We start from the raw sequence: 25,947 nt of genomic DNA, 5'->3' as shown, positions 1-25,947 counted from the left end.
GTGAATGAAGATGCCCTTTCATGGCAGCAATCAATATATAAACAACAATTACAAAAAAATTCAAAAAAATAACTCTCTCCAAACACTTCGTTCGATATCATCCCCAAATGATAGAAAGCATTATAATCATGAAAGGGTGTCTTCATTCACCTTTGTTAAGGCAAGCCTTACAGTAGAAACAGCTTTAGTTCTGCCTATTTTTATGTTTGCTATATGTTTTATGATGTACTTTACGGAAGTAGTAAGAATTCAGGCAGAAATCGTAAATGAACTATATAAACAAGGTAAACATTTGGCTCTCTATTCCTATGTATATAATCAGATAGAATGCAATAGTATTATAGACTCTGGCAAAATAGAAAATTTAGTAACTGGTTCTCTTAGCAATTTATATGTAAAAGATCAAGTAAAAAAAGAGCTTGGAGAGGATTATTTTGCAAATAATAATATAGATAATGGAATGAGTCTCATATTGTCATCCTATATAAAAGAAAATGATATGATAGATATTATAGCTATTTATAAGATTCGGATACCCTGTAATTTCTTTCATCTCAAAAACATTGCAGTTATTCAAAGAGCAAGAATCAGAGGCTGGATTGGCTTTGAAGGTACAAATGACAGTAATACAGAGGAAGAAATTGTATATATCACAGAAAAAGGAAGTGTTTACCATAAAGACAAATCATGTACCCATATTAATCTGTCTATATCATATGTATCAATGGATAAAATTAAGAATATTAGAAATAAAGAAGGTGGAAAATATTATAAATGTGAGATTTGCGGCGACGAATCCAGTTATAGAGCGGTATATATAACAAATACAGGAAATCGATACCACAGTAAGAAAGATTGTGGGGGTATTACCAGAGATGTTATAGCTGTACCAATTTCACAGGTAGGGAAAAGAAAAGCTTGCTCGAGATGTGGTAACTAAAAGGAGGATCATATGAACTTAAATGAAATATTGGTTACTGGCTTGCTTTTAATTGCTGGAATCATAGATATAAAATATAAAAAAGTTAATATTTTATTATTATTTCTTTATATAATAATTGGAATTATAAGTGATTTATATTATCAAAAGCTATCTCTTATGTCGATACTGGGGGGAATCACAATTGGTGCAGCAATAGTTGTAATTGCTATGATTACACAAGGGAGGATAGGTAAAGGCGATGGAATGGTTTTGATTGTGACAGGATTATTTTTGGGATTTTTTGATAACCTGTTTTTGCTTTTTTCGGCAGCCTTTCTGGCAGCCATACTAGGAGCTATATTGTTAATAATGAAAAGAGTAAATAAAAATTATGAAATGCCGTTTATTCCGTTTTTGTTTATTGCATGGATAGGAGATTTAATATTATGGAGTTAAAGGGAAGCTTTACTGTAGAAGCAGCATTAGTTATGCCGCTTGTCTTAGGCGCTATTATAATACTTATTTATATGAGCTTTTTCTTGCACGACAGGGCAGTTATATGTGAAGGAGCCATTATTTTAGCAAACCGTTATACCAATGAGAACAATATAACCAATGAAGCAATAAAGCAACAGCTAGTTAAAGCAAGCAATGAATTAATTAATAAAAAAGTAATTATAACAAGTGATCTATCTACTATCATAACAGTTACAAATAATAAAATCTTGGTTTCTTGCAGCGGAAGTTTTATGTTTCCCAATATGTATGTAGTATCATCTATTTTCTCTAATAAACAATTTTGGATCACTACTGAAAAATCAATGCCAAGATATAAGCCCATAGAATTTATTAGAAACTGTAATAAGGTGAAAAAACTGATTCATTCAGTTCTAAATTGAGGGGTATAAGTATGAAGCGAGAATTTAAAAGAGATTTAAATAACAATTATATGATATTAAGTGAGGATGCATTTAAGTCAATGGAAGATTATAGAGTAAGAATGCTGATTTCAAACAAAATACTATTTATTTTACCCTGTAATATAAGAAAATTTGATGGGTTAGTAAAATACTATTATGAAATCACCTCTAAGCATCCAATAAACCGTGTTTTCAATAAGAAAAAAATTGGCAGAGAGGTACTTAATATTATTTTGGGAAGCTTTTTAAAAGTATTAGATAGCAGTATCGATTATTTATTAAATCCAAATGATTTTATTTTAGATCCTGAATATATCTATATGAATATTGAAAGCAATGAAATATTCTTTTGCTATATGCCGGGTCATGAAGCTGATATTAGTAAAAGTTTTAGTGAACTGAGTTCCTATCTATTGGAAAATATAGATCATGATGATAAGCATATAGTTGCTATTACATATGAGCTATATCGCCAGACTTTGAATGATAATTACTGTTTAAGAGATATTTTGTATTCTATTACAGAGAGTACAGCAGCAGAATCTAAATTGACTGAAACCGTTCAGGAAGAAATGGCTATTAGTACAGATTATGCAGATATGCAGTATCAGAAAGAGGAAGAAGAAAAGTCAAGGAAAAAGAAATATAACATAAAACCCAGTTACTTTTTTTGTGGATTAGTTATTGTAAGTGCTTTAGCCTTTTTGATTTATGATACAACAATAAATAGGAAGATTTTTAAGGGCATTTCATTAAATTACGACCTGTTGCTTCAAATAGGGGGCATGATATTGATTGTTGCAGTAATAACTGCGTATGTTCTATGGAGAAAATATCTGATCATGCAAGAAGCAAAGGAGGAAGATAATATGATTATAATACCAGATAATAAGAGATTAGAGAGTAATAATAAAGAACAAGAAGTATTTAATAAGGAAAAAGTTAATCAAGATTGGTTTCACTATGATCGTATTGATTCAGAGGAGATATCCATGGAAGATAAGGAGTCAATGACCCAGACGCAGACTTATGGCAATACAGTATTATTGGCCTATAAAACAGTAAATTCAAAGCTGATTTCTACTAAAGATAATTATAATAATTTTGAGCTTTCAAATGACTCTTTTTTAATTGGAAAAATGGAGGATCATGTAGATGGAGTCATTAATGATAAATTAATCAGCAGGATACATGCTGAAATAAGAAAAAATAACGGAAAATATTACCTTACTGATTTAAATTCTACTAACGGTACCTATCATAATGAAAGAAGGCTTGAGGCAAATGAAACTGTAGAAATTAATCCGGAAGATAGGATACGCTTTGCTACTGTAGAATATGTGTTTTGCTAAATTAATATAGAAATATTTGAATTTTCATCCATAAGTGTTTGATTGACATATCTTTTAGAAAGTGATAAGGTCTTTTTAACAGGAAAAGGAAAGAGGCATAAAATGTTAAAAGAAGCTTATGACAGAATCGTGAGAAATTCAATCATTACGAACACGTTTATTTTGATTAATATAATAGTTTTTATGGTGTTGGAAATACGTGGTTCTACATTAGATACGGAATATATGTTAAATAACGGTGCAGCCGTTTCACTTCTTATTGTAGATTATGGACAGTATTATCGCTTATTTACATCTATGTTTTTACACTTTGGCGTTGAGCATATATTTAACAATATGCTGGTTCTGTTTTTTCTGGGGGATAATTTAGAAAGAGCAATTGGACATATAAAATTTATTATTATTTATTTGCTAAGCGGCTTAGGAGCTAGTATACTATCTTGTGCTTTTAACTACATAAGAGGTGAAGTAGTAGTATCGGCAGGTGCATCTGGAGCAATATTTGGAGTAATTGGAGCTTTATTTTATGTTGTACTAATTAATAAGGGACGATTGGAAAATGTAACGATAAAAAGACTCGGAGCAATGATTGTATTTAGTTTATATCTTGGATTTACAGAAGCAAGTATAGATAATGCTGCGCATATTGGAGGGGGGATCTGTGGTATTCTCATAGCAATTGTCTTATATAGAAAGAAAAAAGCTTCTTGCTGTTTTGACGATGATATTATACAATAATAGATATGATTATAGACAAATAGATTGATTTGATTGCTAAAATGCACGTAGGAGGTTATGATGAGAATTAATATATATTATGGTGGAAGAGGACTCATGGATGATCCTACTTTATATGTTATTAATAAGATGCAGCAGGTTTTTGACGAGCTGAGAGTTGAGACAGTGAAGTATAATTTATATGAACAGAAAAACAATATTATGACCTTGCCGCAGACACTTAAGGAGGCAGATGGAATTATATTGGCTTCAACAGTTGAATGGCTTGGAATTGGCGGTTATATGCAGTTATTTTTAGATGCATGTTGGCTTTATGCAGACAAAGAAAAGCTGAGTAAGGTATATATGCAGCCTGTCGTTATGTCTACAACATATGGGGAAAGAGAGGCAAGCCTTACTCTTTCTAATGCATGGGCTTTACTTGGTGGGTTAGAATGCAATGGAATTAGTGGATATGTAGATGATTTAGCTAGCTTTGAAGTTAATGAAGAATATTCTACATTAATTGAGAAAATAGCAGAAAATTTATATCGTGCAATCTCTCAGCGTCTAAAGAATATGCCAACAAGTAATATGGCGGTAAAACAAAATGTGTTAAGAAAAAAAGGAATTGAGTTATCACCGCAAGAAACGGAACAGCTCTCCAAATATGCCTCTGACGACAGGTATGTTAAGAAACAAAAGAAAGACATTGAAGAACTAGCTAGTTTGTTTAAAACGAAATTAGATTTAAAGGATACTTCGTTTGAAATTGAATATATTAACGATTTTAAACAACATTTTGTACATTCTAATGATAAAACTGCAAGCTTTTTAATCGAGATTAGTGACAAGCAAAAAAAACTTGTTTTAGATGTTGATAAGGATGAATTTAATTGCTACTATGGAAACAAAGAAAATGTTGATGTTTCAGTTAAAGTTTCAAGAGATGTATTCGAAAATATCTTAAACGGAAGAATGACATTCCAAAGGGCATTTATGTCGGGTGAAATGACAGCTAAAGGTGATTTTAAGATACTCCGTTTATTGGATGAAATGTTTACATTTTAGGTAAATAATCATGCTGCTGATATCTGGTTATGAAAGCATTGGACTAGAATGCCCACGACGTAAGCCGTGGGTGTCAATTTTAACATTGTAAATGAATAGGTAAGGTTATATAAAAGGTAGTTCCTTTATTTACTTGTGATTTAAATGTAATAATTCCGTGGTGTGATTCGATTACTTTTTGACAAATGGAAAGACCTAAACCAGAGCCATTTTCTTTATGAGTGATAAAAGGTTCAAATACACTACTTTGATATTCGGGTGGAATTCCGCACCCATTATCTGAAATTTGTATCTGGATATTTTCTTGATCCTTGCAAAAAGCAGTAATTGATATAGATCCATTTTCAGGATTAATCGCATCTTTGGCATTTTTGAGAAGATTTGATATTACCTGTCGTATTTTAACAGGATCACCAGTCATGGTTGGAAGTGATTCACTAAAATTACATGAAAATGTTTTGGCGGATGTCTTAAAATCATTACATACGCCTGTGCAAATGGAATCAAGCAGTTCACGAATGTTAAATTCAGTTATATTCAAAGTGTTACTTTGATTATATGTAGAGAGTTCATCGAGCAGTAATCGAACATATTGAATGTCAGCCATAGTCTCATTCCAAAACTTAAAAGTTTTTACTTCAGGGTGCTGAGATTCAATCAATTGCAAGGAACTGTTGATTAATGTAATAGGATTTCTAAGTTCATGTGAAAATTTACTAATATTAAATTTGTATTCTTCAATAATTTTTAAAATTAGACAGTTAAATTCGGGACTTATTTTCATCAATTTCTCCATTTTCTGCCTATCGTCGTTATTTAACATTTAATAATCACCCCAATTAAGTCTAGCATTAAACTATAAATAATACAAACAAATTAATGTAACAAAATGTGACACACCAAGTAAGGAGACAGTGAAATGAAGGATAATAATTGTATTTTCTGCAAAATATCAAATGGTGATATCCCATCAAAGGCTATTTACGAGGATCAAAGTTTTAAAGTCATTTTAGACATAGGGCCTGCTAGCAAAGGTCATGCACTTATTCTGCCTAAGGCGCATTATGCTAATATCTATGAATTGGATGAAGAAACAACAAAAAGAGCATTTCTTTTGGCAAAAAGGATGGCTGAAAAAATGACAAAAGCTCTTGAGTGTGATGGATTTAACATTGTCCAAAATAATGGAACAGCTGCAGGTCAAACGGTTCCTCATTTTCACATTCACCTGATTCCGCGATATCAAGATGATGATGCACAGTTAGGATGGCAGACACATAATATTTCAACGGAAGAAATTGAAAAAATTGTTAAAATAATAACAAAATAATCTCTAATAATACCATAAGCCTTAGACTTTTTTTGGCTTATGGCATTATTTTATGTTAAGCTTTTTATTAAGTTAATAATAATGTCAATTGAGTCAGCCTGCTTACTGTTTGACATGGCATTTATATAGGTTGCTTTGTTCGTATAAACTTCATTAATTGTATCGATTAATTGCATAGTGTCCAAGCTTTCCTCCTCAAGTACTGCACTAAAGCCTTGCTTTTGAAAAGACTTAGCATTGAGTATTTGATCACCTCTGCTGGCCGCTGCTGATAAAGGGATTAATACATTCGGCTTTTTTAAAGCCAACAATTCACAAATTGCATTCGCACCTGCTCTGGATACAACAACATCAGTCATTGCAAACAAATCCTTTAATTCTTCTTTGACATATTCAAACTGAATATATCCAGTTATATGATTAAGAGAAGAATCCTGCTTACCCTTTCCACACAAATGTACAATCTGATAGTTTTCTAATAGTTTTGATAATGCATCGCGTATGGCATTATTAACAGCAACCGCTCCCATACTTCCGCCAATTACCATGATAACAGGCTTGTTAGCAGTAAAATTACAGAACTTTAAACCGGATAACCGATTGCCTAAAAGCAGCTCTTGGCGAATAGGAGAACCTGTCAATACAGCTTTTCCTGATGGTAAATAAGGTATCGTTTCTGGGAAATTACAGCATACTTTATTGGCAAAAGGTAATGATAGTTTATTTGCCAGACCTGGTGTCATGTCAGACTCATGTATAATAACAGGTATTTTACGGCGCTGAGCAGCATAAACAACCGGAACAGAAACAAAGCCTCCTTTAGAAAAAACTATATCAGGCTTGAGTTTATTCATTAATCTTATAGCTTCACTACATCCCTTTAATACCTTAAATGGGTCTGTAAAATTTTTAATATCAAAATAACGTCTTAGCTTTCCAGAGGATATGCCAAAGTAGGGAACATGAAAGTCACTGATTAGTTTCTTTTCAATACCATCATAGGAACCGATGTAATTTATTTCATATCCGGCTTCTTTAAGCTTAGGAATAAGTGCAATATTAGGTGTTACATGTCCGGCAGTACCTCCGCCAGTTAGTATAATTTGTTTCATAAACAAGCTGCCTCCAAGTTATTTTGTTGCCTGGCGAAGAGCTATGGCTAGCTGGTCAGGACAAGAAGTAGAACGAGAACCGCATTTGATTCCCTCTAGTCGCTTGATAGCTTCATCAACATTCATACCTTCTACCAAACGAGCAACACCCTGTGTATTGCCGGAACATCCGCCAATAAATTCAACAGACTTTATTTTAGAATCTTCTATTTCAAAATTTATCGCTTGTGAGCAGACTCCTTTAGTTTTATAAATCATTAAAAGACCTCCTTAGATAACATTAATTTAAAGTATAACAAAAATATATTAAATATACTAGGTTATTAACAAAAATTTTGTTATAATAACTATAAACATAAATGAATAAAAATAAGATAGAAAAGATACAGATGAAGGAGAACAGTATGAGTATTACAGGTATTATTGGAGCAATGGAAGAAGAGGTAAATATTCTTAAAAGTAAAATGCAGGTAGAAACAATTATCAAAAAAGCATCGATGGAGTTTTATAAAGGGACTTTAAATGAAAAAGAGGTTGTAATTGTAAGAAGCGGTATCAGCAAAGTGAATGCAGCGGTTTGTACGCAAATATTAGTAGATGATTTCAAAATAGACCGTGTAATTAATACGGGAATAGCTGGTTCTTTACATAATAAAATTAACATTGGTGATATTGTAATTTCAAATGACGCAATGCAGCATGATGTGGATGCGACTGGATTTGGCTACGAGCTAGGAGTGATTCCGAGAATGGAAACCTCTGTATTCAAAGCAGATGAGGCTTTAATCACAATGGCTAAAAAGATATGTGAAAGAGAAATTCCTGAGATTAGCGCACATGTAGGACGAGTGGTTACCGGGGATCAGTTTATCTCAGACAGGACAGTAAAGGAGAGGATAGAAACTACATTTCATGGATACTGTACTGAAATGGAAGGTGCGAGTATAGCACAGGTAGCATATTTAAATCAGATTCCGTTTGTAGTTCTTAGGGCTATTTCGGATAAGGCGGATGACAGTGCAAATGTCGATTATCCTACTTTTGAGAAAAAGGCAATTGAGCATTCTGTAATATTAGTAGAGAATATGCTTAAAGAGCTGTAAAAATGTCGTAAAGCATGATAAATACTGAGAATTTGTAAAACGATTTATCTGTCCCCTATCTTTTTTTTCAATAAATTATAAGCTATAATTCTTATAAGTATTGAAGAGAAGAAAGGGGATATTTATTTTGGAAGAACTGTTAAAAGGGGAAATAGTAAAAACGTTTATTATTGCTGCAACTGTGTTTGGAGTTGCTGTAAAAGTGGTTCAAACATTTATTTTAATTAATCTTGTAGAGGAATCAGAAAATATACCAACTGCAAAAAATAAATTAATTAAGCAGATGAAACTTAAGTTTGAAAATTGTTATAGATTAAATCTTGGTGTAAATAACGTGAAAGCTTTTGTGGATAAATATATACACAAGTATAAAATATGTGGAATAAATATAAATCATTTAGAACGTATTCCAATTATTATTACATGGATATGTGCAGTGGCAGGTATTGGGTGCGGTTGTATCTGCTACTTACAAAATTATAGTGTAAAAGTGGGATCTCTTTATGAAATATATGGAGTTGGCTCTGCAGTGATTCTAAAGTTGACAGAGATTATTTTAGATGCTCCCTATAAAAAAAAAGTATTGTACATAAACTTGATTGATTTTTTTGAAAACTCGTTGCAAATTCGTCTGATGCAAGATGTTAAAAAAATTGCAGCAGTTAGTAACGAAATAGAAGAAGAGATGAACGAGATGCCTGTCATACAAGAACTAAAAGGGGAACAAAGAAACCAAGAGGCAATTTTGCATTACAGAAAAAAAGAAAAAGAAAGTAAAGAAGAAGAAAAAAAGGCTTCTGATAAAAATGCAGAGGCCATTATAGAGGATGTAATTAGCCAATTTTTATCTTGATTAAATGAAACTACTTTGCTAAAATAAAAATTGATGTATCGTAACGTTATACGAAGCAGTTGGTAAATTGAATTAAGACATGATAATTTGACAAGTGCGTATAAACTGCAATTTTAATAAAGGAGTGTTTACAAATGGCAAATAAAGTTACATTTGACTATTCAAAGGCTTCAACATTTATAAATGATGCTGAGGTTAATATGATGAGCGGTCTAATGGAGGCAGCAAAGGAGCTATTATTATCAAGAAAGGGTGCCGGAAATGATTTTCTTGGGTGGATTGATTTACCGGTTGATTATGATAAAGCAGAATTTGCAAAGATTCAAAAGGCAGCAGGAAAGATACAAAATGACTCTGATGTTCTTTTAGTAATCGGTATTGGAGGTTCTTATTTAGGAGCCAGAGCAGCAATTGAATTTTTAAGACACAGCTTCTATAATTCCATATCCAAAGAAACAAGAAAAACTCCTGAGATATACTATGTTGGAAACAACATTAGCAGCGCTTATATTAAGCACTTAATGGATGTATTGGAAGGAAAAGATTTCTCTGTTAATATTATTTCAAAATCAGGGACTACGACTGAGCCCGCTATTGCTTTTCGTGTATTTAAAAAGCTTCTTGAAGAAAAATATGGAAAAAAAGAAGCTGCACAAAGAATTTACGCAACGACTGATAAAGCGAAGGGAGCTTTAAAAATGCTTGCGACAGAAGAAGGTTACCAGACCTTTGTGGTACCTGATGATGTAGGCGGAAGATTTTCGGTATTAACAGCAGTTGGTCTGCTTCCAATTGCCGTAAGTGGAGCGAATATTACAAAGCTTATGGAAGGAGCAGCAAGTGCAAGAGCAAGAGCATTAGAAAATAAATTTGAAGAAAACGACTCATTGCAGTATGCAGCCATACGAAATATTTTATTAAGAAAAGGTAAACAGGTAGAATTTGTAGCCAATTATGAACCTAGCTTACATTTTGTATCAGAATGGTGGAAGCAGTTATTTGGTGAAAGTGAAGGAAAGGATCAAAAGGGCATCCTTCCAGCAGCAGTTGATTTGACTACTGATTTACATTCAATGGGACAGTTTATTCAGGATGGTTCAAGAATTATGTTTGAAACGGTTCTTAATGTTGAAGTATCTAAATATGAGATTATATTAGAAAAAGAACCGGTTGACTTAGATGGACTTAATTATCTGGCAGGAAAGAGTGTTGATTTTGTAAACAAGAGTGCTATGAATGGAACAATATTAGCACATACTGACGGTTCTGTTCCAAACCTATTAGTCAATATTCCAGAGCAAAATGAGTTCTATTTAGGTGAATTATTCTATTTCTTTGAATTTGCTTGTGGTGTCAGTGGTTATCTGCTAGGAGTGAATCCATTCGATCAACCGGGAGTAGAAAGCTATAAGAAAAATATGTTTGCCTTACTTGGCAAACCAGGCTATGAAAAAGAAAGAGAAGAACTATTAAAGAGATTATAAAATAATTTAAATTTAAAAACCTTTTAATTGAGTATTGTGATTCTAATCAATTAAAAGGTTTTTGCATTAGTAATTTATTTATGAATAAAAATTTTAATAACAACATTTATAAAACGACAATACAACTAATAATAGAGCTTACCAAAGCTAAAAGCTGTTTGGTATCATTTGTCCAGATATCGTGAACGCTAGAGCGCTCATAACTGATAATACCCATTAAAACATTGTTTGAATCTCTTAATAAGCATTGATAATAGGAGGAAGATGTGCTTTGGGAAAAATAATTATAAATGCGGTGAAAGGAGAATTCTATATTCTTGATATTGGTGACCAGATAAGCTTCAATCTCTGAAAACTGTTCTAAATACTCTGCTTGGAATAGTATAGGCAATGGTAAGATTATATTGTCATTCATATCAGTTACATGGTTGGTGGCTTTTGGTATATATATAGTAATATTTTGCAAATTACAAAAACCTTTTAAGGCTTGTAACACATCATCCATTGCCAAATTTCCTCTGCAATATAACTGAGCTATTTTTTTCTTAATATCTAATAATGTAGAATTAGTAGTATGAATTTTTTGGGTTAGTATAGAGTTATCATTTTCATTACAGGTAACCGGGCCGTGTAAATTGTAATCATATATGATGTAGCGTGATTTCCCCTTATTTTTAGCTATATAAAGAGAATAATCTGCCAGTTTAAACAACTGCTCATAATCTTTTGCATCTTTTGGATAACAGGATACACCCATAGAGCAGCCAAGCTGAAAGGTAGAAAGCTTTTCTCGATAGAGCCATTGAATATTAGCACGAATAGAACGCAACATATTACGAAGAAGCTTTTCTGTCTCCACATTTTCCAGAAAAATGAGAAACTCATCTCCCCCAATGCGCCCCACCACTCCATGCTTTTGTATCGTATTTTTAATAATTGTGGACACTGCTTTTAAAATATCATCTCCAAACAAATGTCCAAAAGTATCATTACATTGCTTGAAATTATCTAAATCAAGTATGAGTAAGTAGACGGTGTAATTAGGCTTGTTTTTAAGACTGTTTTGTGCATATTTTGTAATTTCATACTTATTTAAAAGTCCGGTTAACTCATCCTTATATAAATGATCGGCAAATCGGTTTTCTTTATTTTGATAGATGGTATTATATAAAACCCATACGCCTATTACAATCTTTTTATCTTGTTCGTTTTTAATCGTAAGTCCCTTTATTTTGGTAGATTCAAATATTTCACCATCTGTTAAAATACTGGTGGCGATTTGATATTCAAAACTATCTTTGCAATTTTCTATTGAAACGCAAAACTCCATAAAATCATCCAAATCTACTTTAGAGATAAGGTTGCTGTTTATAGTTTTTTGTTTCCAGTCTGCAAAATCTCCGTTGTATCTAATAATATTTTGAGAATCATTAATCCAATAAAATTGAAAATAGTTCGTCTCGGGGTTGTATTCAAAAATATTATCACCATCTAAAGTAAATAAGGTGCGATATTTCTTAATTTCATATTCTAACTTAAAATGTTCTTCTATAATATCTGATAAATATTGAAATTCAATTTTAATTAACCGGTTTTGATTCATATATGTAAAATTAAGAAGCATATGATGATATTCATTATCGCGATACAGGATAGAAAAAACATCAATAATATTTTTGACTTGAGCGATGTCTTCAATGCATTCAGATAATCTGTTCCTATCATTTGGAAGTACAACTTTATAAATAGAATAAAATAAATCATTTCCAATTAGAGTATAAAAAGATTGATTGCCAAATTGAAGTGTTAGTTTTAAATCAGTAATAGCAATAGGAATTCTAGAATTTGAAATCGAATGAAAATTTATGTTTTGCATTTAAATTCACCTCTCTAAATAAGAATCCCCAAATTAGGATAATAAACCAAGATTAACGTTATATTAATTATTATATACGTTTTATTTAAGTAAGTATAGTGTTGGATTAAATGATATCAACTTTGAAAGTAAATGCAGAAAAATAAGTTTTATATTACTTTACTTTTAATACAAGTTATTAATAGTGAAATTAATCCTCCTCAATAATTTGTATTTCAAGATAATCGAAGTCTATTCTATCCACAAAGGCATCTTGGTTAAATCGAGTCTTACTATGTCGTTTAAATTCATCAATCGTAGAGTTAAGCCATATTGGTTTGCTTAAGTCGAAGCCATAACAAACTTGTTCCAGTGCATTAAATATTTTATGAGTACGAGTATCCTTAGTAGGATCCTCAATGGTAATATCTTTTATTAAATGGTTATTTGTGTATATTTTAGCCCATAAGCGAAACATGAAAAATCTCCTTCCAGTCCGATGTTAGTAAAAGGGGAGTTTTCTTGATATATCAAGTGTTCCCGGAGTTTACGTTTTTATTTTTAAAGTGATAAGCTGCTCAAAACATTATTGAATTTTACATAAAAGAATGTCTGGCTGAGTAACTTGCAATTTCATACGGAGTCACGTTTATTATTATACTTGTGATTAAACCAATATTCAAGGCAATGTTTTTAAGTTACTGAAAATTTCAACACAATAGTGTGGTTAACTAGCACTCTCTTTATCTATCACAGGGAGTAGCTGATTCTGGGGCTTTGTGAGCACAAAAAGAGAGCAAACTTAAACTTTATTCTACGCTTTTTCGATAATGAAGCGGTGACATTCCATAATATTTCTTAAACAGCTTACTAAAATGATATACATCCTCATACCCTACCTGATTGGCTATTTTCTTAATACTGTCAGCGTTTGTGACAAGCAGCATTTCCTTTGCCTTTTCAAGCCGTATCTTGATTAAATAATTAATCGGAGATTCACCCGTTTCATCCTTGAATATTTTGGATATGTAAACAGAACTTAAGTACATATTCTGAGCAATCGCATCCAGTGATATTTTTTCATTATAATGAGCATCCAGATAGCTGATAATCTGATGTACAACGTCACTTTTATAATGGCTGTCAAAATGATAACCCTCTTGCTTGGGTGCAGGCTCTGTATTCTGCCGTATGATGAGCAATAGAAATTGAATCAGATATGCTTTAATCATAAAATACTTACCAACCTGATTTGTCTCATTTTCAGCAAGCATGGCGTAGCAGTATTTGAGCAGTTCCTGACGAAGCTTGCTGTCGGTGTGCATGATACAATCACCATTTTTTAGAGAAACCGTATTAGCTGGCATATTTTTAAAATGAAAATCCGTAAAACCTGCAAAAAATTCAAAGGTAGGTTCCCTATCATTTATTACAATATTATTATGATTGATTCCTGCGTTACAAATAAGCAAATCACCGGCCTGTACCTCGTAGGTAATCCCCTCCACAAGATAGTGTCCTTTGCCAGACATTATAAAGGTAATTTCGGTAAAATCATGGTTATGATAACGAGAATTCTTCGTCATTCTTCCTTTACTTACAAATAATACCGTTGGATTTAGATCATTGTAAGTAATGTCAAATCTACAGTCACACATAAATTCCTCCATTTGTACGATTTTTGCGTACTTACCAGTAGCTGAAAAAGGTATTCTTTCACTCAAATTTTAATGACTTATTCTTTATAATAATATACATCATGTGTGTCGAAAAGTACATTTTAATTTGAAGTAAATTTCGATATACTCCAAGGGCAGTTAAAAGAAATCAGATATTTTACAAAAAGAAGGGGATAAGGTTATGACACCGTTAAAGTGGTTTTATTCACATCTAAGAAAACATGCCAAATACATTATAACAGGGCTTATAATAATACCGCCGGCTTCAGCGCTGGCTGTTATTAATCCGAAAGTATCGGGTGCGATAGTTGACCTTGTAATTAAGGAAAAAAATGTAGAGTTATTGCCGAAGCTGATTTTACTTCTTGTAGTCACCACTTTATTTCGAAGTGGAATTCGGTTTGTCATGATAATGAGTATGGAAAAAGCTTCCCAAGGAATGCTGTATAGCCTGAGAGATTCTGTATACAAAAGGCTGCTCTTACAGGATTTTAATTTTTATAATAAAAACCGTACCGGTGATTTGATGTCGAGACAGACAGGCGATATGGATGCAATCAGACATTTTGTGGCACATGTTATCTATGCGGTGGTAGAATCGATATTTATATTTGCCTTTGCACTGATTATGATGTTCACTGTAAATTTAAAAATAGCTCTTTTTATGATTCTGGTTTTACCATTTACAGCGCTGACAACGTACTTTCAGGTGAAAAATATAAAGCCAGTTTTTATAAAAAGCCGTGTAATGTTTTCCAGATTAAATGCATTTGCACAGGAGAACATCAGTGGAAATCGAGTTGTAAAAGCTTTTGCAAAGGAGGACTTTGAAACTGAAAAGTTTGATCTAGAAAACGAAAATTTTCGGGCTGTCCAATTAGAGGGGGCTAACATATGGGCAAAGTATATACCAATATTTGAATTTTTATCCAATATATTAACCTTGATTTTGATGCTGCCCGGCGCAATTATGGTAATCAATGGGCAGATGACCTTAGGAAATATGGTGACGATAAGCGGTTATTTATGGATGCTTACTACGCCCCTAAGAACGGCAGGATGGCTCATTAATGATATCCAAAGATTTCTGACCTCCTTAGAGAAAATTTATTCTACAATCAGCCATGAACCGGATATTAAAAGACCTGAGAACGCAGTAGTTAAAAAACATCTAAGCGGCAGTGTACGCTTTGAAAATGTTTCCTATCAGGCAGAAGATGAAGATATTTTAAATCAGGTAAATTTTGAGATAAAAGCAGGTCAGACAGTAGGAATTATAGGTGCAACAGGAGCCGGAAAGTCAACTATGATGAATCTTTTATGCCGCTTTTATGATACAACAGAGGGCAATGTTTATGTCGATAATATTAATGTAAAGGATATGGATCTATTTTCGCTTCGTCAAAACATTGGAATGGCAATGCAGGATGTGTTTTTATTTTCCGACACCATTGAAGGAAATATAGCCTATGGCAGACCCGATTGCAGTTTTGAAGAAGTAGAATGGGCAGCTAAGGCGGCTAATGCGGATCTTTTTATTAAAATGACCACGGATGGTTATGATACGATTGTCGGAGAACGCGGTATGGGACTGTCAGGTGGGCAAAAGCAAAGAATTTCATTAGCAAGAGCCTTACTTACTGACCCTGCCATTATCATACTGGATGATACTACCTCTGCAGTCGATATGGAAACAGAAACAAGAATACAGGAGGAGCTTAATAAGCTTCAGAACAAAAAGACGGTATTTATCATTGCCCATAGAATATCATCCATCAAAGATGCAGATATAATTTTAGTATTAAATGAAGGAAGAGTGGTTGAGCAAGGTACTCATGATGAGCTTATCCGTAAACGTGGTTATTACTATACTGTATTCAGTCACCAATATGGAGAATTTGACCGGCTAAAGGATAGCAAGGACTTCAAAGAGTATGTAAAGGAAAAGAAAAGGGGGGCAGCCTGCTATGGCTAGAAACAAATATGATATAGATGAAGAACTAGAGGAAGGATTTGATTTTGGTCAGCTAAAGCGATTGGCAAAATATGTCGGACCTTACAAAAAGGATATGATTAAGGCTATTGTCATTATGTTGCTTTCTAGTGCGCTATCTATGCTCATTCCAAGATTTTTCATGACAATTATGGATGTCTATATTCCAGAGGGAAATATAAAGGGAATAGTAATGCTCAGCATTGCAACAATGGCAATTGTCGTCTTTGTATGTGCCAGTTTAAAGACAAAGATTATATTGACGAACCGCGTTGGACAAAATGTAATCTATGCATTAAGACGTGATTTATTTGTTCATTTACAGGAATTACCTTTTTCGTATTACGATGACAGACCCCATGGTAAAATTCAGGTTCGTGTGGTAAATTATGTAAATAATTTAAGCGATTTATTGTCAAATGGTATTGTAAATACGATTACCGATTTAAGCAGTCTGATTTTTATAATCTTGTTCATGTTAAGTATCAATATTAAGCTCACATTTGTATGCATGTGTGGTATTCCCATTCTTGCAGTACTGATATGGACGGTGAAGAAAAAGCAAAGGCGAGCATGGCAGATAGAAAGCAATAAACAATCCAACCTAAATGCGTACATAGCAGAGAGCTTAAATGGGATACGAGTGACACAATCCTTTGTAAGAGAAGAAGTAAATCAGAATATTTTTAATGGATTGAGCAGCGATTATAAAAGTGCTTGGATGGAGGCAGTTCGTTATAATATGATGCTCTCGCCGATTGTAGATACCATATCGGTATTAACCACTTCTATGGTGTATGTACTTGGAATTAACTGGATGATAGGCGGTGAAGCTGCTATTACAGCGGGTGTATTAATTGCATTTACAGGCTATATCAGCAGATTCTGGACACCGATTACAACACTTGCAAGCTTTTACAATTCACTACTCACCTCAATCTCATATTTGGAAAGAATTTTTGAAACCATTGATGAACCGGTGACTGTAAAAGATGAAGCGGGTGCAGTAGATATGCCGATTATTCAGGGAGCTGTGGAATTTGAAAATGTTGACTTTGCTTACGAAGATGGAATAAAGCGTTTAGACAAGGTAAGCTTTAGAGCGAATACCGGAGAGTCCTATGCAATCGTGGGTCCGACAGGAGCAGGCAAAACAACCATTATCAATCTGCTCAGTCGTTTCTATAACATACAATCAGGTAAAATATTGATTGATGGGATTGATATAAGCAAGGTAACAATACGTTCCTTAAGAAAGCAAATGGGTGTCATGCTTCAGGACAGCTTTATTTTCTCGGGAACTATTATGGATAACATTCGTTACGGCAATCATGAAGCAAGTGATGAAGAGGTGATTCGTGCGGCCCAAATTGTTCGTGCCCATGATTTTATTATGGCAATGGAGCAGGGTTATTCTACACAGGTAAATGAAAGAGGCAGCAGACTTTCACAGGGACAGCGTCAGCTTATCTCTTTTGCAAGAGCGTTGCTTGCCAATCCTAAGATATTAATACTTGATGAGGCAACCTCAAGTATCGATACGGAAACAGAAATCATGCTTCAAGAGGGACTTGCTAAGCTTCTTAAGGGGAGAACATCCTTTATTATAGCCCATAGACTTTCAACCATTAAGTCAGCAGACTGTATTATGTACATTGATAAGGGGAAAATAGTAGAAATGGGCTGTCATGAGCAATTGATGAAGCAAAAGGGTGAATATTATAATTTGTATTTGTCACAATACAGTTTTTTGGCGTAAAACAAGGTAGGAATTATTGAATATATATATTATAATATAGTAGAATACAACGTAATACTTATAAAGACTATTATAGGTGCATATATTGTGCTTTTTACTTGGTGTGATATTATATAACAATAAAAAGAAGGTGACAGGATGCAAAAAGGACTGATTCATATTTACTGTGGAAACGGAAAAGGAAAAACAACAGCAGCAATGGGACTGACGATAAGAGCAGCAGGATATGGCATGAAAGTGTTAATCTATCAGTTTATGAAGAACAATAAAACAAGTGAAAGAATCATATTACAGACCATTTCTAATATTACAATAATTGACGGACTGGAGCAGGAAAAATTCAGCTTTCAAATGACAACAGAAGAAAAAATGCTTCGTAAGGAGTTTTATACCGAGAAATTTCTAGAGATTACTAAGAAAGCTGTAGAAGAGAATTATGATATGCTTTTTATGGATGAAATTATCTACACGCTTCGGGCAGGCTTACTGGATGAAAGAATTGTTTTAGAGTTTCTTAGAACGAAGCCTGTCACACTTGAAGTTATTATGACAGGAGATGGACCCAGCCAAAGCTTAGTGGATGCAGCGGATTATGTATCTGAAATTAAAAAAATAAAGCATCCTTATGATCAGGGACAGACCGCCAGATTTGGAATAGAAAGATAGCAATATAAAATTAATGTGAATTATGAAATCGAAAAAGACAATATCACGTAAAATATGATATAATATATACTGGTCAGGATTGACAGCTATTTGAGAGGGAAGTGATATTATGGATTTTTCAGAAATACTTTGTGACGATATAGATTGCTATAAAACTATGATGTTTTTATATAAGTCAGCATTAAAGGAAATTGTAACAAAAATAGATATATTGAATGATGAATTTCAGCACGTGCATCAATATAATCCAATTGAGCATGTAAAATCAAGAATGAAAACGCCAGACAGCATTGTGAAAAAGCTAAAAAGGGAAGGTCATGAATCTACCATAGACAATATGGTAAAATATATTAATGATATTGCAGGGGTGAGAATTACTTGTTCTTTTACTTCTGATATTTATAGGATTGCGGAAATATTATCAAAGCAGAATGATATAAAGGTGATTGCGGTTAAGGATTATATTAAGAATCCAAAAGAAAGCGGTTACAAGAGCTATCATTTAGTTGCAACTGTCCCGATATTTATGTCTGATAAGGTAGTGGATACTAAGGTTGAAATACAAATCAGAACCATAGCTATGGATTTTTGGGCCAGTCTGGAGCATAAGATTTATTACAAGTTCGAAGGAAATGCGCCAGATAGAATCAGCAGAGAGCTTAAGGAGTGTGCACAGATGGTATCGGTGCTGGATGCCAAAATGCTATCTCTAAACGAGGCAATTAAACAATGTGAAAATAAACAATAAAATGTGGTGCCTTTTATATGAATGGCACCACGTTTTATTCTATAAGAAATGACTACTTCAATGATACTGGTTAAAGAAGATAATGTAGTGACAGGCAATTACGTGCGATAAAATAAAAAGATCCCCATAAATGAGGAGTGCCCCGGTGACAAGACCGAGGCTATTATGAAAAAATTTATCTATAATGTGTAATGAATACATTACGTAAATCACATGAATAAGTATTTTAATAACTTAAGTTGATATTAGTATAGCAATTACATATGAACAAAATATGAACATCATATTAATATAATGTAAAAGATACACAAAACAACAATCATTTTTAAGGCAAAATACATAATAATGCACAAGTAATATAGACTGATTTAAAAAATAATAAAAATTATTTTAATAATTGCTAAAATCATTAAAAATTGATTAAATTAGTAGACAAAATGCAAAAACACACGACCACAACAAAAATATTTAATAAGTTAAATATTATATAAAAAAGTGTGGAAATAAATCAAAAAAATAGTTAGAATGAAGATAGACTGATTCTAATAAAGGAGGACTTATAATGGCTGGGTTAATGGATATGATAAGCAATAGAGATACAAGTGTAGACAAAAGTATTGCAGAAACTACAATGCAGTGCTTAAAGGAAATGAAAAAACAGACTGGGGAAAATGTTGAACTGGTTAAAAAAATTAATACATTAGTAGAGGCCAGTATCATGAAAATCAAATCTCTTGAAGCTAAAATGGCAGCTTCCCAGGCGGATAGTGTGGCAATAGAAGAGCTTAGACAGGAAATGAAAAATATAAAGAGTGAATTTTCAGATGAGCTTACTATGATTAAAAATCAGCTAAATGAGGATATTAATAAGGAAAATGCGAAATTATATAAGAATATAAAGGGCATATTGGAAGAATATGATGATAAGCAGCAAAAAAAGATAAAGTCAATCGGAAGAATCAATAAGGCGATTCTTTGGTTTTTATTCTTAATTACAGTTTTATTAATAACAAATATATTAGGAATTATATAGAAAGGATATGAAATGAGGGACTGTGGCTATTCCAAAAGCAACAATAAAGTAATGAGAAAACTTCCAAGAGTATATAGCTTAAATGATGCCAAAAATCAGCTATCGCAATATGGAGTTCTCCTTACAGGAACATTTTTGTATGCGGCCGGGGTCAATCTGTTCATCGTTCCTGCTGGTCTGTATAGTGGTGGATTTGTTGGGATTGCTCAGATTATTCGTACATTATTGGTAAATTATACCTCTCTTAATCTGGGGAACTTAGATGTGGCGGGTATTATTAATTTAGTTATGAACATTCCCCTTTTTTTGCTGGCTTATAAAAAACTGGGTAAGAGATTTTTTGAAAAAACAGTATTTGGAACCATACTTTTAACCGTATTTCTTACAATAATAAAAAATCCCATGATACCAATTGTTGAGGATGAGCTGACAGCCTGCATTGTTGGCGGTATTTTAGCTGGCTTTGGAACCGGAATTATGCTTCGTGCAGGAGGCTCAAGCGGAGGGTTGGATATACTGGGAATGTATGTTACCAAAGTAAAGCCTGGCTTTAGTGTGGGTAAGCTTTCCATGACGGTGAATTTTTTTGTATACATTGCCTGTGCCTTGCTGTTTAATATACAGGTAGTGATTTACTCCGTGATTTATACTGTATTTGTATCAATTGTAATGGATCGGGCACATTACCAAAATATCAATACATCCGTTACTATATTTACAAAAAAGACAAATGTAGCCGACGCCATTATGGCAGAAATGGTCAGAGGCGTTACCGAGTGGAAAGGAAAGGGTGCTTATACAAATGAGGATACGACTATATTAGTTACCGTCATATCTAAATATGAGATAGCCAGACTGAAGCGGATCGTGTATGATATAGATCCAAATGCGTTTATGATAATGAGCAGCAGATTAGACGTTTATGGCAATTTTGAAAAAAGATTATAAAATAACATAGGATAAGATTTGGCAGGTTAGAAAGGACTTTAAAATGGGAAAAACAAATAATAAAATTTATATCATAGGACATAAGAATCCGGATACGGATTCTATTTGTTCTGCTATTGCGTACACAGCGTTAAAAAACAAGATTTCTTCTAAAGAGTATTGTGCAAGAAGAGCAGGGCAGATTAACGAGGAAACGCAATATGTTTTAAAACGCTTTGGAATGGAAGCACCTCCTTATATGTCAGATGTAGGAACACAAATCAGGGATATTGAAATCAGAGAAACACAAGGAGTTCGAAATAGCATTTCACTCAAAAAGGCATGGCAGCTTATGAAAGATGATAATGTGGTAACTTTACCCATTACGGATAAGGAAAACCATTTAGAGGGGTTGATTACCATTGGGGATATTGCAACCTCTTATATGGATGTGTTTGACAGTAAGATTTTATCAGCAGCCAGAACACAATATATGAATATACTAGAAACATTAGAAGGAACTATGGTAGTAGGAAATGAACATGCTTATTTTGTAAATGGAAAGGTATTAATCGCAGCAGCTAATCCGGATTTGATGGAGAGTTATATTGAAGAGGATGATTTAGTCATTCTTGGAAACCGTTACGAGTCTCAGCTTTGTGCAATTGAAATGAATGCAGGGTGCATTATAGTGTGCGAAGGAGCAACCATTTCCATGACAATTAAGAAGCTTGCAGAGGAGAGAGGCTGTGTCGTAATCAGCACACCTCATGATACATATACTGTTGCTAGATTGATAAATCAAAGTATGCCAATTAAATATTTCATGCGAAAAGATAATTTAATTATTTTTAAAACAGATGACTTTACAGAAGTAGCTAAGGAAATTATGGCAAAAAAGAGGCATAGAGATTTTCCTATTATCAATAAACACGGTGGTTATGTAGGTATGATATCAAGACGAAATTTGCTCAATATGACAAGAAAGCAATTAATTTTAGTAGATCATAATGAAGTATCACAAGCGGTTGACCAGATTCAGGAGGCTGAAATACTAGAAATTATCGATCACCACAGATTAGGTTCTTTGGAGACAATATCACCTGTATTTTTTAGAAATGAGCCACTTGGGTGTACTGCTACAATTATTTATAAGATGTATCAGGAGGCAAATATTCAAATTGATCCAAATATTGCAGGACTGTTATGTGCGGCAATTATATCTGATACATTAATGTATCGCTCACCTACTTGTACTTCTGTTGATAAGGCGGCGGCACAAGAGCTTGCGTTGATAGCAGGAATTAATGTAGAAGAATTCTCGCATGAAATGTTTAATGCAGGAAGTAATCTGAAAAATAAATCACCGGAAGAAATATTTTATCAAGACTTTAAGAAATTCAATGTGAATGATATTACTTTTGGAGTGGGGCAGATTAATTCCATGAATTCGAATGAATTAGAGGATATTAAGAGTAAATTAATACCTTATATGGATAAGGCATATAAGGAACACGGATTAGATATGCTGTTTTTTATGTTAACAAATATCATTGAGGAATCAACAGAAGTATTGTGTCAAGGCAGAGATGCTAAGCAAATTGTTGAAAATGCATTTGATGTTAAATCAGAAAGTAACTCCTATATTCTAAAGAATGTTGTATCACGAAAGAAACAGTTGATACCAGCATTCATGGGAGCTATGCAACAATAAAATTAAAGGTGGTAGTAAATGGGAAAGCAAGTTTGGAAACCAGGAAATATGCTATATCCACTGCCGGTTGTTATGGTAAGCTGTGCAGATAAAAATGGAAAAACAAATATTATTACAATCGCATGGACAGGGACTATTTGCAGTAATCCTCCTATGCTATATATTTCAGTTCGTCCTGAGCGAAGTTCATACTCAATGATAAAGGAAACCGGAGAATTTGTGGTTAATTTGACAACCAAGAGCCTATCAAAGGCAACTGACTACTGTGGTGTCCGTTCCGGCAGGGATGTGGATAAGTTTAAGGAAATGAAGCTGACTCGTGGAAAAGCTGAAAAGCTTACATTTGCACCAATCATCATGGAGAGTCCGGTTAGCTTAGAATGTAAAGTGGTTGAGGTAAAGGAACTGGGGTCCCACCATATGTTTATAGCAGAGGTATTAGCAGTGGATGTTGATGAGAGCTATATGGATAATAAGGGTAAGTTTAGGCTTAGCAGCTCCGACTTAATCGTATATTCTCATGGAGATTATTATAATCTTAAAGAAAAGCTTGGGACCTTTGGCTATTCCGTTAAGAAAAAGGGAAAGAAGCAAAAAGTAAATTCAAAACAAAATATTCAGTTAAAGAAGAAAAATTTAACATGGGTTAATGCAAATAGTCATAAAAAAGGTGATAAAAAATAACAGATAAGAAGTAAGCTATCAGAAAGCGATGTAACAAAAAAGCGGAACAGGTAGGGGAAATATATGAAAATAGCAGCAATATCAATAGAGAACTTTAAATCAATTAAAAAATTGACCATAGATGAAATTGAAAATGCAATGATTTTGGTTGGTAAAAATAACACAGGTAAAACAGTTGTCTTAGATGCCCTTTTAGCTCTTTCCGATTCCTATGTAATCAAAGAATCCGATTTTTTTGCTAAGAATCTAAGCATTGAAATTGGTGTAACATTAAACATTGATGAAGAGGATTTAATCAATTTAAATGAACGGGGTGCTGTAAGCAGATATAAGCGCTATGATATATGGGAGAAGGACTTTTTGGAAAAATTTCCATCCTATTCTAAGGAGGAGGAACTTCTTACCTTTACCTGTACCATTCATCCTGACGGCAAAAGAAAATACTCAGATGGAATCCGCAAGGATAATAAATACATTAAAGAAATACTTCCTAAAATTCACTATCTGAATAGTACAAGAGATTTGAGCAATATCCAGGAGGATATTTTCAGCTTTCAAGGTAATAAAGCACTGGAAAATCTTCGATATGACAAGTGTATGTTTAATGTAAAAAAGCCATGTACCAGATGCTTTGAGTGCATTGGCTATATACATAAAAAAGAGACAGAGCAGCTTGATATTACCGAAACGGCAAGGCTATTGGAATATAAGCTGTTCACTACCAATATTGGTGAATTTGAAAGCCGTATCAATTATTACTTGCATAAGAATAATGGAGAGGCACAAGATGTTAAGTATGTAATGAGCTTTGATTTTGAGAAAGCATTTGCAATGGATACAATGATTGAGAACAAAGAAAGAGGAACCAGAGGCTCCATAGATACATTGGGAGCAGGAACCAGAAGCATTTATATCTTCTCGTTATTAGAGGCTTATATTGAAAGAGATAACAGCGTTAATAGCATTATTTTGATTGAAGAACCTGAAATTTATCTTCATCCACAGCTTCAAAAGGTTGCAAGTGAAATACTATACAGACTGTCTAAGAAAAATCAAGTGATATTTTCCACACACTCACCTAATATGCTGTTTAATTTTTCAAGCAAACAGATAAAGCAGGTAGTGGCTGATGAAGAATATAATACAACAATTAAAGAAGATGTTGATATTGATGTAATATTGGATGATTTGGGTTATACCGCAAACGATATGATGAATGTCAGTTTTGTCTTTATTGTGGAAGGAAAGCAAGACAGCAATCGGCTGCCTTTGCTGCTTGAAAAATACTATTCAGAAATATATGATGAAAGCGGAATGCTGAAAAGAATTTCAATTATTCCAACTAATAGCTGTACCAATATAAAGACGTATGCCAATTTAAAGTATATTAATAAATTGTATTTAAAAGATCAGTTTCTAATGATTCGAGACAGTGATGGAAAAAATCCGAATTATTTGATAAGACAGTTATGCAGCTACTATAGTCAAAGAGCCAAGGAGGATGAGGGCAATGTACCAAGAGTTCAGGAAAAAAACGTTTTGGTACTGAAATACTATTCCTTTGAAAATTATTTCTTAGACCCTGCTGTCATGTGTAAGATTGGTGTGATTAAGAACGAAGAAGAATTCTATCATATTTTATATGATAAATATAAAGCGTATTTATTTAAGCTTCCTAGTATGAAGCGTATGATTAAAATTACAGGAGCAAGGATCAGAAGCAAGGAAGATTTAAAGAAAAATATGGAGAATATAAAGATATATGTGCGGGGACATAATCTATATGATATTTTCTATGGTAAATATCGTGGCAGTGCAGAAACAGAGATATTAAAGAAATATGTTGATACGGCACCCCGGGAAACCTTTGCCAATATACTGGATGCCATTGACAGGTTTGTCTATTTTGAAAGCAGGAAAAAAGATACGATTGACTAATGAAAGAAAAATATATATGATAAGAAAAGATATAATTCGTAAAAATTATGAAGCAAGACTGTTTTACGAAAATATAATTGAATCAGG

Annotated in this window: 25 protein-coding genes; 19 read left to right on the top strand and 6 right to left on the bottom strand. The window is 33.3% G+C overall.

From position 1 onward, the window contains the following. Nucleotides 1–4: 4 nt before the first annotated feature. From C8E03_RS09390 to C8E03_RS09365, 6 genes are all read left to right on the top strand, one after another. Nucleotides 5–940 (top strand): hypothetical protein, encoded by a 936-nt coding sequence (locus C8E03_RS09390; RefSeq protein WP_146212316.1) that lies wholly within the window; start codon nucleotides 5–7, stop codon nucleotides 938–940. Nucleotides 941–952: 12 nt separating this feature from the next. Further along, a complete protein-coding gene (locus C8E03_RS09385; RefSeq protein ID WP_094376399.1) occupies nucleotides 953–1,378 on the top strand; it encodes a prepilin peptidase in 426 nt (141 codons plus the stop codon). Next, nucleotides 1,369–1,821 (top strand): TadE family protein, encoded by a 453-nt coding sequence (locus C8E03_RS09380; protein WP_094376398.1) that lies wholly within the window; start codon nucleotides 1,369–1,371, stop codon nucleotides 1,819–1,821. Before C8E03_RS09385 ends, C8E03_RS09380 begins: the two co-directional genes overlap by 10 nt. 11 nt (nucleotides 1,822–1,832) lie before the next feature. Continuing rightward, nucleotides 1,833–3,194 (top strand): DUF6382 domain-containing protein, encoded by a 1,362-nt coding sequence (locus C8E03_RS09375; RefSeq protein WP_110290900.1) that lies wholly within the window; start codon nucleotides 1,833–1,835, stop codon nucleotides 3,192–3,194. Between the two features lie 102 nt (nucleotides 3,195–3,296). Continuing rightward, entirely contained in the window at nucleotides 3,297–3,932 is a 636-nt protein-coding gene (locus tag C8E03_RS09370) for a rhomboid family intramembrane serine protease (protein ID WP_094380073.1), read from the top strand. A gap of 60 nt (nucleotides 3,933–3,992) precedes the next feature. Next, entirely contained in the window at nucleotides 3,993–4,982 is a 990-nt protein-coding gene (locus tag C8E03_RS09365) for an SCP2 sterol-binding domain-containing protein (protein ID WP_094380075.1), read from the top strand. Between the two features lie 79 nt (nucleotides 4,983–5,061). Here the strand turns inward: C8E03_RS09365 and C8E03_RS09360 are convergent, their stop codons facing one another. Continuing rightward, nucleotides 5,062–5,805 carry a two-component system sensor histidine kinase NtrB gene (locus C8E03_RS09360; protein ID WP_110290899.1) on the bottom strand — a complete coding sequence of 248 codons (744 nt, stop codon included), beginning with the start codon at nucleotides 5,803–5,805 and terminating at the stop codon, nucleotides 5,062–5,064. A gap of 96 nt (nucleotides 5,806–5,901) precedes the next feature. Between C8E03_RS09360 and C8E03_RS09355 the strand changes: the two genes are divergently transcribed. After that, nucleotides 5,902–6,312, top strand: a complete 411-nt coding sequence (locus C8E03_RS09355) for an HIT family protein (protein ID WP_094380079.1) — start codon at nucleotides 5,902–5,904, stop codon at nucleotides 6,310–6,312. Between the two features lie 50 nt (nucleotides 6,313–6,362). Here the strand turns inward: C8E03_RS09355 and C8E03_RS09350 are convergent, their stop codons facing one another. Together C8E03_RS09350 and C8E03_RS09345 are read right to left on the bottom strand one after the other, a co-directional pair. Then, entirely contained in the window at nucleotides 6,363–7,424 is a 1,062-nt protein-coding gene (locus C8E03_RS09350) for an undecaprenyldiphospho-muramoylpentapeptide beta-N-acetylglucosaminyltransferase (protein WP_110290898.1), read from the bottom strand. Nucleotides 7,425–7,442: 18 nt separating this feature from the next. After that, nucleotides 7,443–7,682 carry a TIGR03905 family TSCPD domain-containing protein gene (locus C8E03_RS09345; protein ID WP_094380083.1) on the bottom strand — a complete coding sequence of 80 codons (240 nt, stop codon included), beginning with the start codon at nucleotides 7,680–7,682 and terminating at the stop codon, nucleotides 7,443–7,445. A gap of 152 nt (nucleotides 7,683–7,834) precedes the next feature. Here C8E03_RS09345 and C8E03_RS09340 point away from each other — a divergent pair, with 152 nt between their 5' ends. The 3 genes from C8E03_RS09340 (at nucleotide 7,835) to C8E03_RS09330 (ending at nucleotide 10,864) form a co-directional block, all read left to right on the top strand. Then, a complete protein-coding gene (locus C8E03_RS09340) occupies nucleotides 7,835–8,527 on the top strand; it encodes a 5'-methylthioadenosine/adenosylhomocysteine nucleosidase (RefSeq protein ID WP_181899246.1) in 693 nt (230 codons plus the stop codon). Between the two features lie 127 nt (nucleotides 8,528–8,654). Then, entirely contained in the window at nucleotides 8,655–9,380 is a 726-nt protein-coding gene (locus C8E03_RS09335; protein WP_094380087.1) for a hypothetical protein, read from the top strand. 134 nt (nucleotides 9,381–9,514) lie between these two features. Then, nucleotides 9,515–10,864 carry a glucose-6-phosphate isomerase gene (locus C8E03_RS09330; RefSeq protein ID WP_094380089.1) on the top strand — a complete coding sequence of 450 codons (1,350 nt, stop codon included), beginning with the start codon at nucleotides 9,515–9,517 and terminating at the stop codon, nucleotides 10,862–10,864. A gap of 106 nt (nucleotides 10,865–10,970) precedes the next feature. On the opposite strand, the gene C8E03_RS09325 is transcribed toward C8E03_RS09330, so the two are convergent. The 3 genes from C8E03_RS09325 to C8E03_RS09315 form a co-directional block, all read right to left on the bottom strand. Further along, on the bottom strand, nucleotides 10,971–12,740 hold the full coding sequence (locus C8E03_RS09325) for a GGDEF domain-containing protein (protein WP_094380091.1): 1,770 nt from the start codon (nucleotides 12,738–12,740) through the stop codon (nucleotides 10,971–10,973). A 190-nt stretch (nucleotides 12,741–12,930) separates the two neighbouring features. Then, nucleotides 12,931–13,197 (bottom strand): hypothetical protein, encoded by a 267-nt coding sequence (locus tag C8E03_RS09320; protein WP_110290897.1) that lies wholly within the window; start codon nucleotides 13,195–13,197, stop codon nucleotides 12,931–12,933. A gap of 331 nt (nucleotides 13,198–13,528) precedes the next feature. Further along, the gene (locus tag C8E03_RS09315; protein WP_094380095.1) at nucleotides 13,529–14,377 is read right to left on the bottom strand and encodes an AraC family transcriptional regulator; all 849 of its coding nucleotides are present in this window, start codon (nucleotides 14,375–14,377) and stop codon (nucleotides 13,529–13,531) included. A 202-nt stretch (nucleotides 14,378–14,579) separates the two neighbouring features. Between C8E03_RS09315 and C8E03_RS09310 the strand changes: the two genes are divergently transcribed. The 9 genes from C8E03_RS09310 (at nucleotide 14,580) to C8E03_RS09270 (ending at nucleotide 25,860) form a co-directional block, all read left to right on the top strand. Further along, the gene (locus tag C8E03_RS09310; protein ID WP_110290896.1) at nucleotides 14,580–16,373 is read left to right on the top strand and encodes an ABC transporter ATP-binding protein; all 1,794 of its coding nucleotides are present in this window, start codon (nucleotides 14,580–14,582) and stop codon (nucleotides 16,371–16,373) included. Then, nucleotides 16,366–18,150, top strand: coding sequence for an ABC transporter ATP-binding protein (locus C8E03_RS09305; RefSeq protein WP_110290895.1), 1,785 nt, complete (start codon nucleotides 16,366–16,368; stop codon nucleotides 18,148–18,150). The genes C8E03_RS09310 and C8E03_RS09305 overlap by 8 nt, the downstream gene beginning before the upstream one ends. Nucleotides 18,151–18,288: 138 nt before the next feature. Then, nucleotides 18,289–18,816, top strand: coding sequence for a cob(I)yrinic acid a,c-diamide adenosyltransferase (locus C8E03_RS09300; RefSeq protein ID WP_094380101.1), 528 nt, complete (start codon nucleotides 18,289–18,291; stop codon nucleotides 18,814–18,816). A 109-nt stretch (nucleotides 18,817–18,925) separates the two neighbouring features. Next, the gene (locus C8E03_RS09295) at nucleotides 18,926–19,564 is read left to right on the top strand and encodes a GTP pyrophosphokinase (RefSeq protein ID WP_110290894.1); all 639 of its coding nucleotides are present in this window, start codon (nucleotides 18,926–18,928) and stop codon (nucleotides 19,562–19,564) included. A 562-nt stretch (nucleotides 19,565–20,126) separates the two neighbouring features. After that, nucleotides 20,127–20,597, top strand: a complete 471-nt coding sequence (locus tag C8E03_RS09290; protein ID WP_110290893.1) for a hypothetical protein — start codon at nucleotides 20,127–20,129, stop codon at nucleotides 20,595–20,597. A gap of 12 nt (nucleotides 20,598–20,609) precedes the next feature. Then, complete coding sequence (locus tag C8E03_RS09285) at nucleotides 20,610–21,545, top strand: YitT family protein (RefSeq protein ID WP_242993464.1); 936 nt, start codon at nucleotides 20,610–20,612, stop codon at nucleotides 21,543–21,545. A 43-nt stretch (nucleotides 21,546–21,588) separates the two neighbouring features. After that, nucleotides 21,589–23,238, top strand: coding sequence for a putative manganese-dependent inorganic diphosphatase (locus C8E03_RS09280; protein ID WP_110290892.1), 1,650 nt, complete (start codon nucleotides 21,589–21,591; stop codon nucleotides 23,236–23,238). Between the two features lie 18 nt (nucleotides 23,239–23,256). Continuing rightward, a complete protein-coding gene (locus C8E03_RS09275) occupies nucleotides 23,257–23,922 on the top strand; it encodes a flavin reductase family protein (protein ID WP_110290891.1) in 666 nt (221 codons plus the stop codon). Nucleotides 23,923–23,985: 63 nt separating this feature from the next. Further along, a complete protein-coding gene (locus C8E03_RS09270) occupies nucleotides 23,986–25,860 on the top strand; it encodes an ATP-dependent nuclease (protein WP_110290890.1) in 1,875 nt (624 codons plus the stop codon). Nucleotides 25,861–25,947 lie beyond the last annotated feature (87 nt).

Origin of the sequence: Lachnotalea glycerini (assembly GCF_003201285.1) — a bacterium.
In the GTDB taxonomy this organism is placed as follows: domain Bacteria; phylum Bacillota; class Clostridia; order Lachnospirales; family Lachnospiraceae; genus Lachnotalea; species Lachnotalea glycerini.
Note: the sequence above shows the minus strand (reverse complement) of the source record. Positions and strands in the feature narration are given on the sequence as shown.

Excerpts from the sequence above, each read along its gene's own strand:
- C8E03_RS09390 (WP_146212316.1), top strand. The coding sequence starts at position 5 with ATGAAGATGCCCTTTCATGGCAGCAATCAATATATAAACAACAATTAC.
- C8E03_RS09385 (WP_094376399.1), top strand. The coding sequence starts at position 953 with ATGAACTTAAATGAAATATTGGTTACTGGCTTGCTTTTAATTGCTGGA.
- C8E03_RS09380 (WP_094376398.1), top strand. The coding sequence starts at position 1,369 with ATGGAGTTAAAGGGAAGCTTTACTGTAGAAGCAGCATTAGTTATGCCG.
- C8E03_RS09375 (WP_110290900.1), top strand. The coding sequence starts at position 1,833 with ATGAAGCGAGAATTTAAAAGAGATTTAAATAACAATTATATGATATTA.
- C8E03_RS09370 (WP_094380073.1), top strand. The coding sequence starts at position 3,297 with ATGTTAAAAGAAGCTTATGACAGAATCGTGAGAAATTCAATCATTACG.
- C8E03_RS09365 (WP_094380075.1), top strand. The coding sequence starts at position 3,993 with ATGAGAATTAATATATATTATGGTGGAAGAGGACTCATGGATGATCCT.
- C8E03_RS09360 (WP_110290899.1), bottom strand. The coding sequence starts at position 5,805 with ATGTTAAATAACGACGATAGGCAGAAAATGGAGAAATTGATGAAAATA.
- C8E03_RS09355 (WP_094380079.1), top strand. The coding sequence starts at position 5,902 with ATGAAGGATAATAATTGTATTTTCTGCAAAATATCAAATGGTGATATC.
- C8E03_RS09350 (WP_110290898.1), bottom strand. The coding sequence starts at position 7,424 with ATGAAACAAATTATACTAACTGGCGGAGGTACTGCCGGACATGTAACA.
- C8E03_RS09345 (WP_094380083.1), bottom strand. The coding sequence starts at position 7,682 with ATGATTTATAAAACTAAAGGAGTCTGCTCACAAGCGATAAATTTTGAA.
- C8E03_RS09330 (WP_094380089.1), top strand. The coding sequence starts at position 9,515 with ATGGCAAATAAAGTTACATTTGACTATTCAAAGGCTTCAACATTTATA.
- C8E03_RS09325 (WP_094380091.1), bottom strand. The coding sequence starts at position 12,740 with ATGCAAAACATAAATTTTCATTCGATTTCAAATTCTAGAATTCCTATT.
- C8E03_RS09320 (WP_110290897.1), bottom strand. The coding sequence starts at position 13,197 with ATGTTTCGCTTATGGGCTAAAATATACACAAATAACCATTTAATAAAA.
- C8E03_RS09315 (WP_094380095.1), bottom strand. The coding sequence starts at position 14,377 with ATGTGTGACTGTAGATTTGACATTACTTACAATGATCTAAATCCAACG.
- C8E03_RS09310 (WP_110290896.1), top strand. The coding sequence starts at position 14,580 with ATGACACCGTTAAAGTGGTTTTATTCACATCTAAGAAAACATGCCAAA.
- C8E03_RS09305 (WP_110290895.1), top strand. The coding sequence starts at position 16,366 with ATGGCTAGAAACAAATATGATATAGATGAAGAACTAGAGGAAGGATTT.
- C8E03_RS09300 (WP_094380101.1), top strand. The coding sequence starts at position 18,289 with ATGCAAAAAGGACTGATTCATATTTACTGTGGAAACGGAAAAGGAAAA.
- C8E03_RS09295 (WP_110290894.1), top strand. The coding sequence starts at position 18,926 with ATGGATTTTTCAGAAATACTTTGTGACGATATAGATTGCTATAAAACT.
- C8E03_RS09290 (WP_110290893.1), top strand. The coding sequence starts at position 20,127 with ATGGCTGGGTTAATGGATATGATAAGCAATAGAGATACAAGTGTAGAC.
- C8E03_RS09285 (WP_242993464.1), top strand. The coding sequence starts at position 20,610 with ATGAGGGACTGTGGCTATTCCAAAAGCAACAATAAAGTAATGAGAAAA.
- C8E03_RS09280 (WP_110290892.1), top strand. The coding sequence starts at position 21,589 with ATGGGAAAAACAAATAATAAAATTTATATCATAGGACATAAGAATCCG.
- C8E03_RS09275 (WP_110290891.1), top strand. The coding sequence starts at position 23,257 with ATGGGAAAGCAAGTTTGGAAACCAGGAAATATGCTATATCCACTGCCG.
- C8E03_RS09270 (WP_110290890.1), top strand. The coding sequence starts at position 23,986 with ATGAAAATAGCAGCAATATCAATAGAGAACTTTAAATCAATTAAAAAA.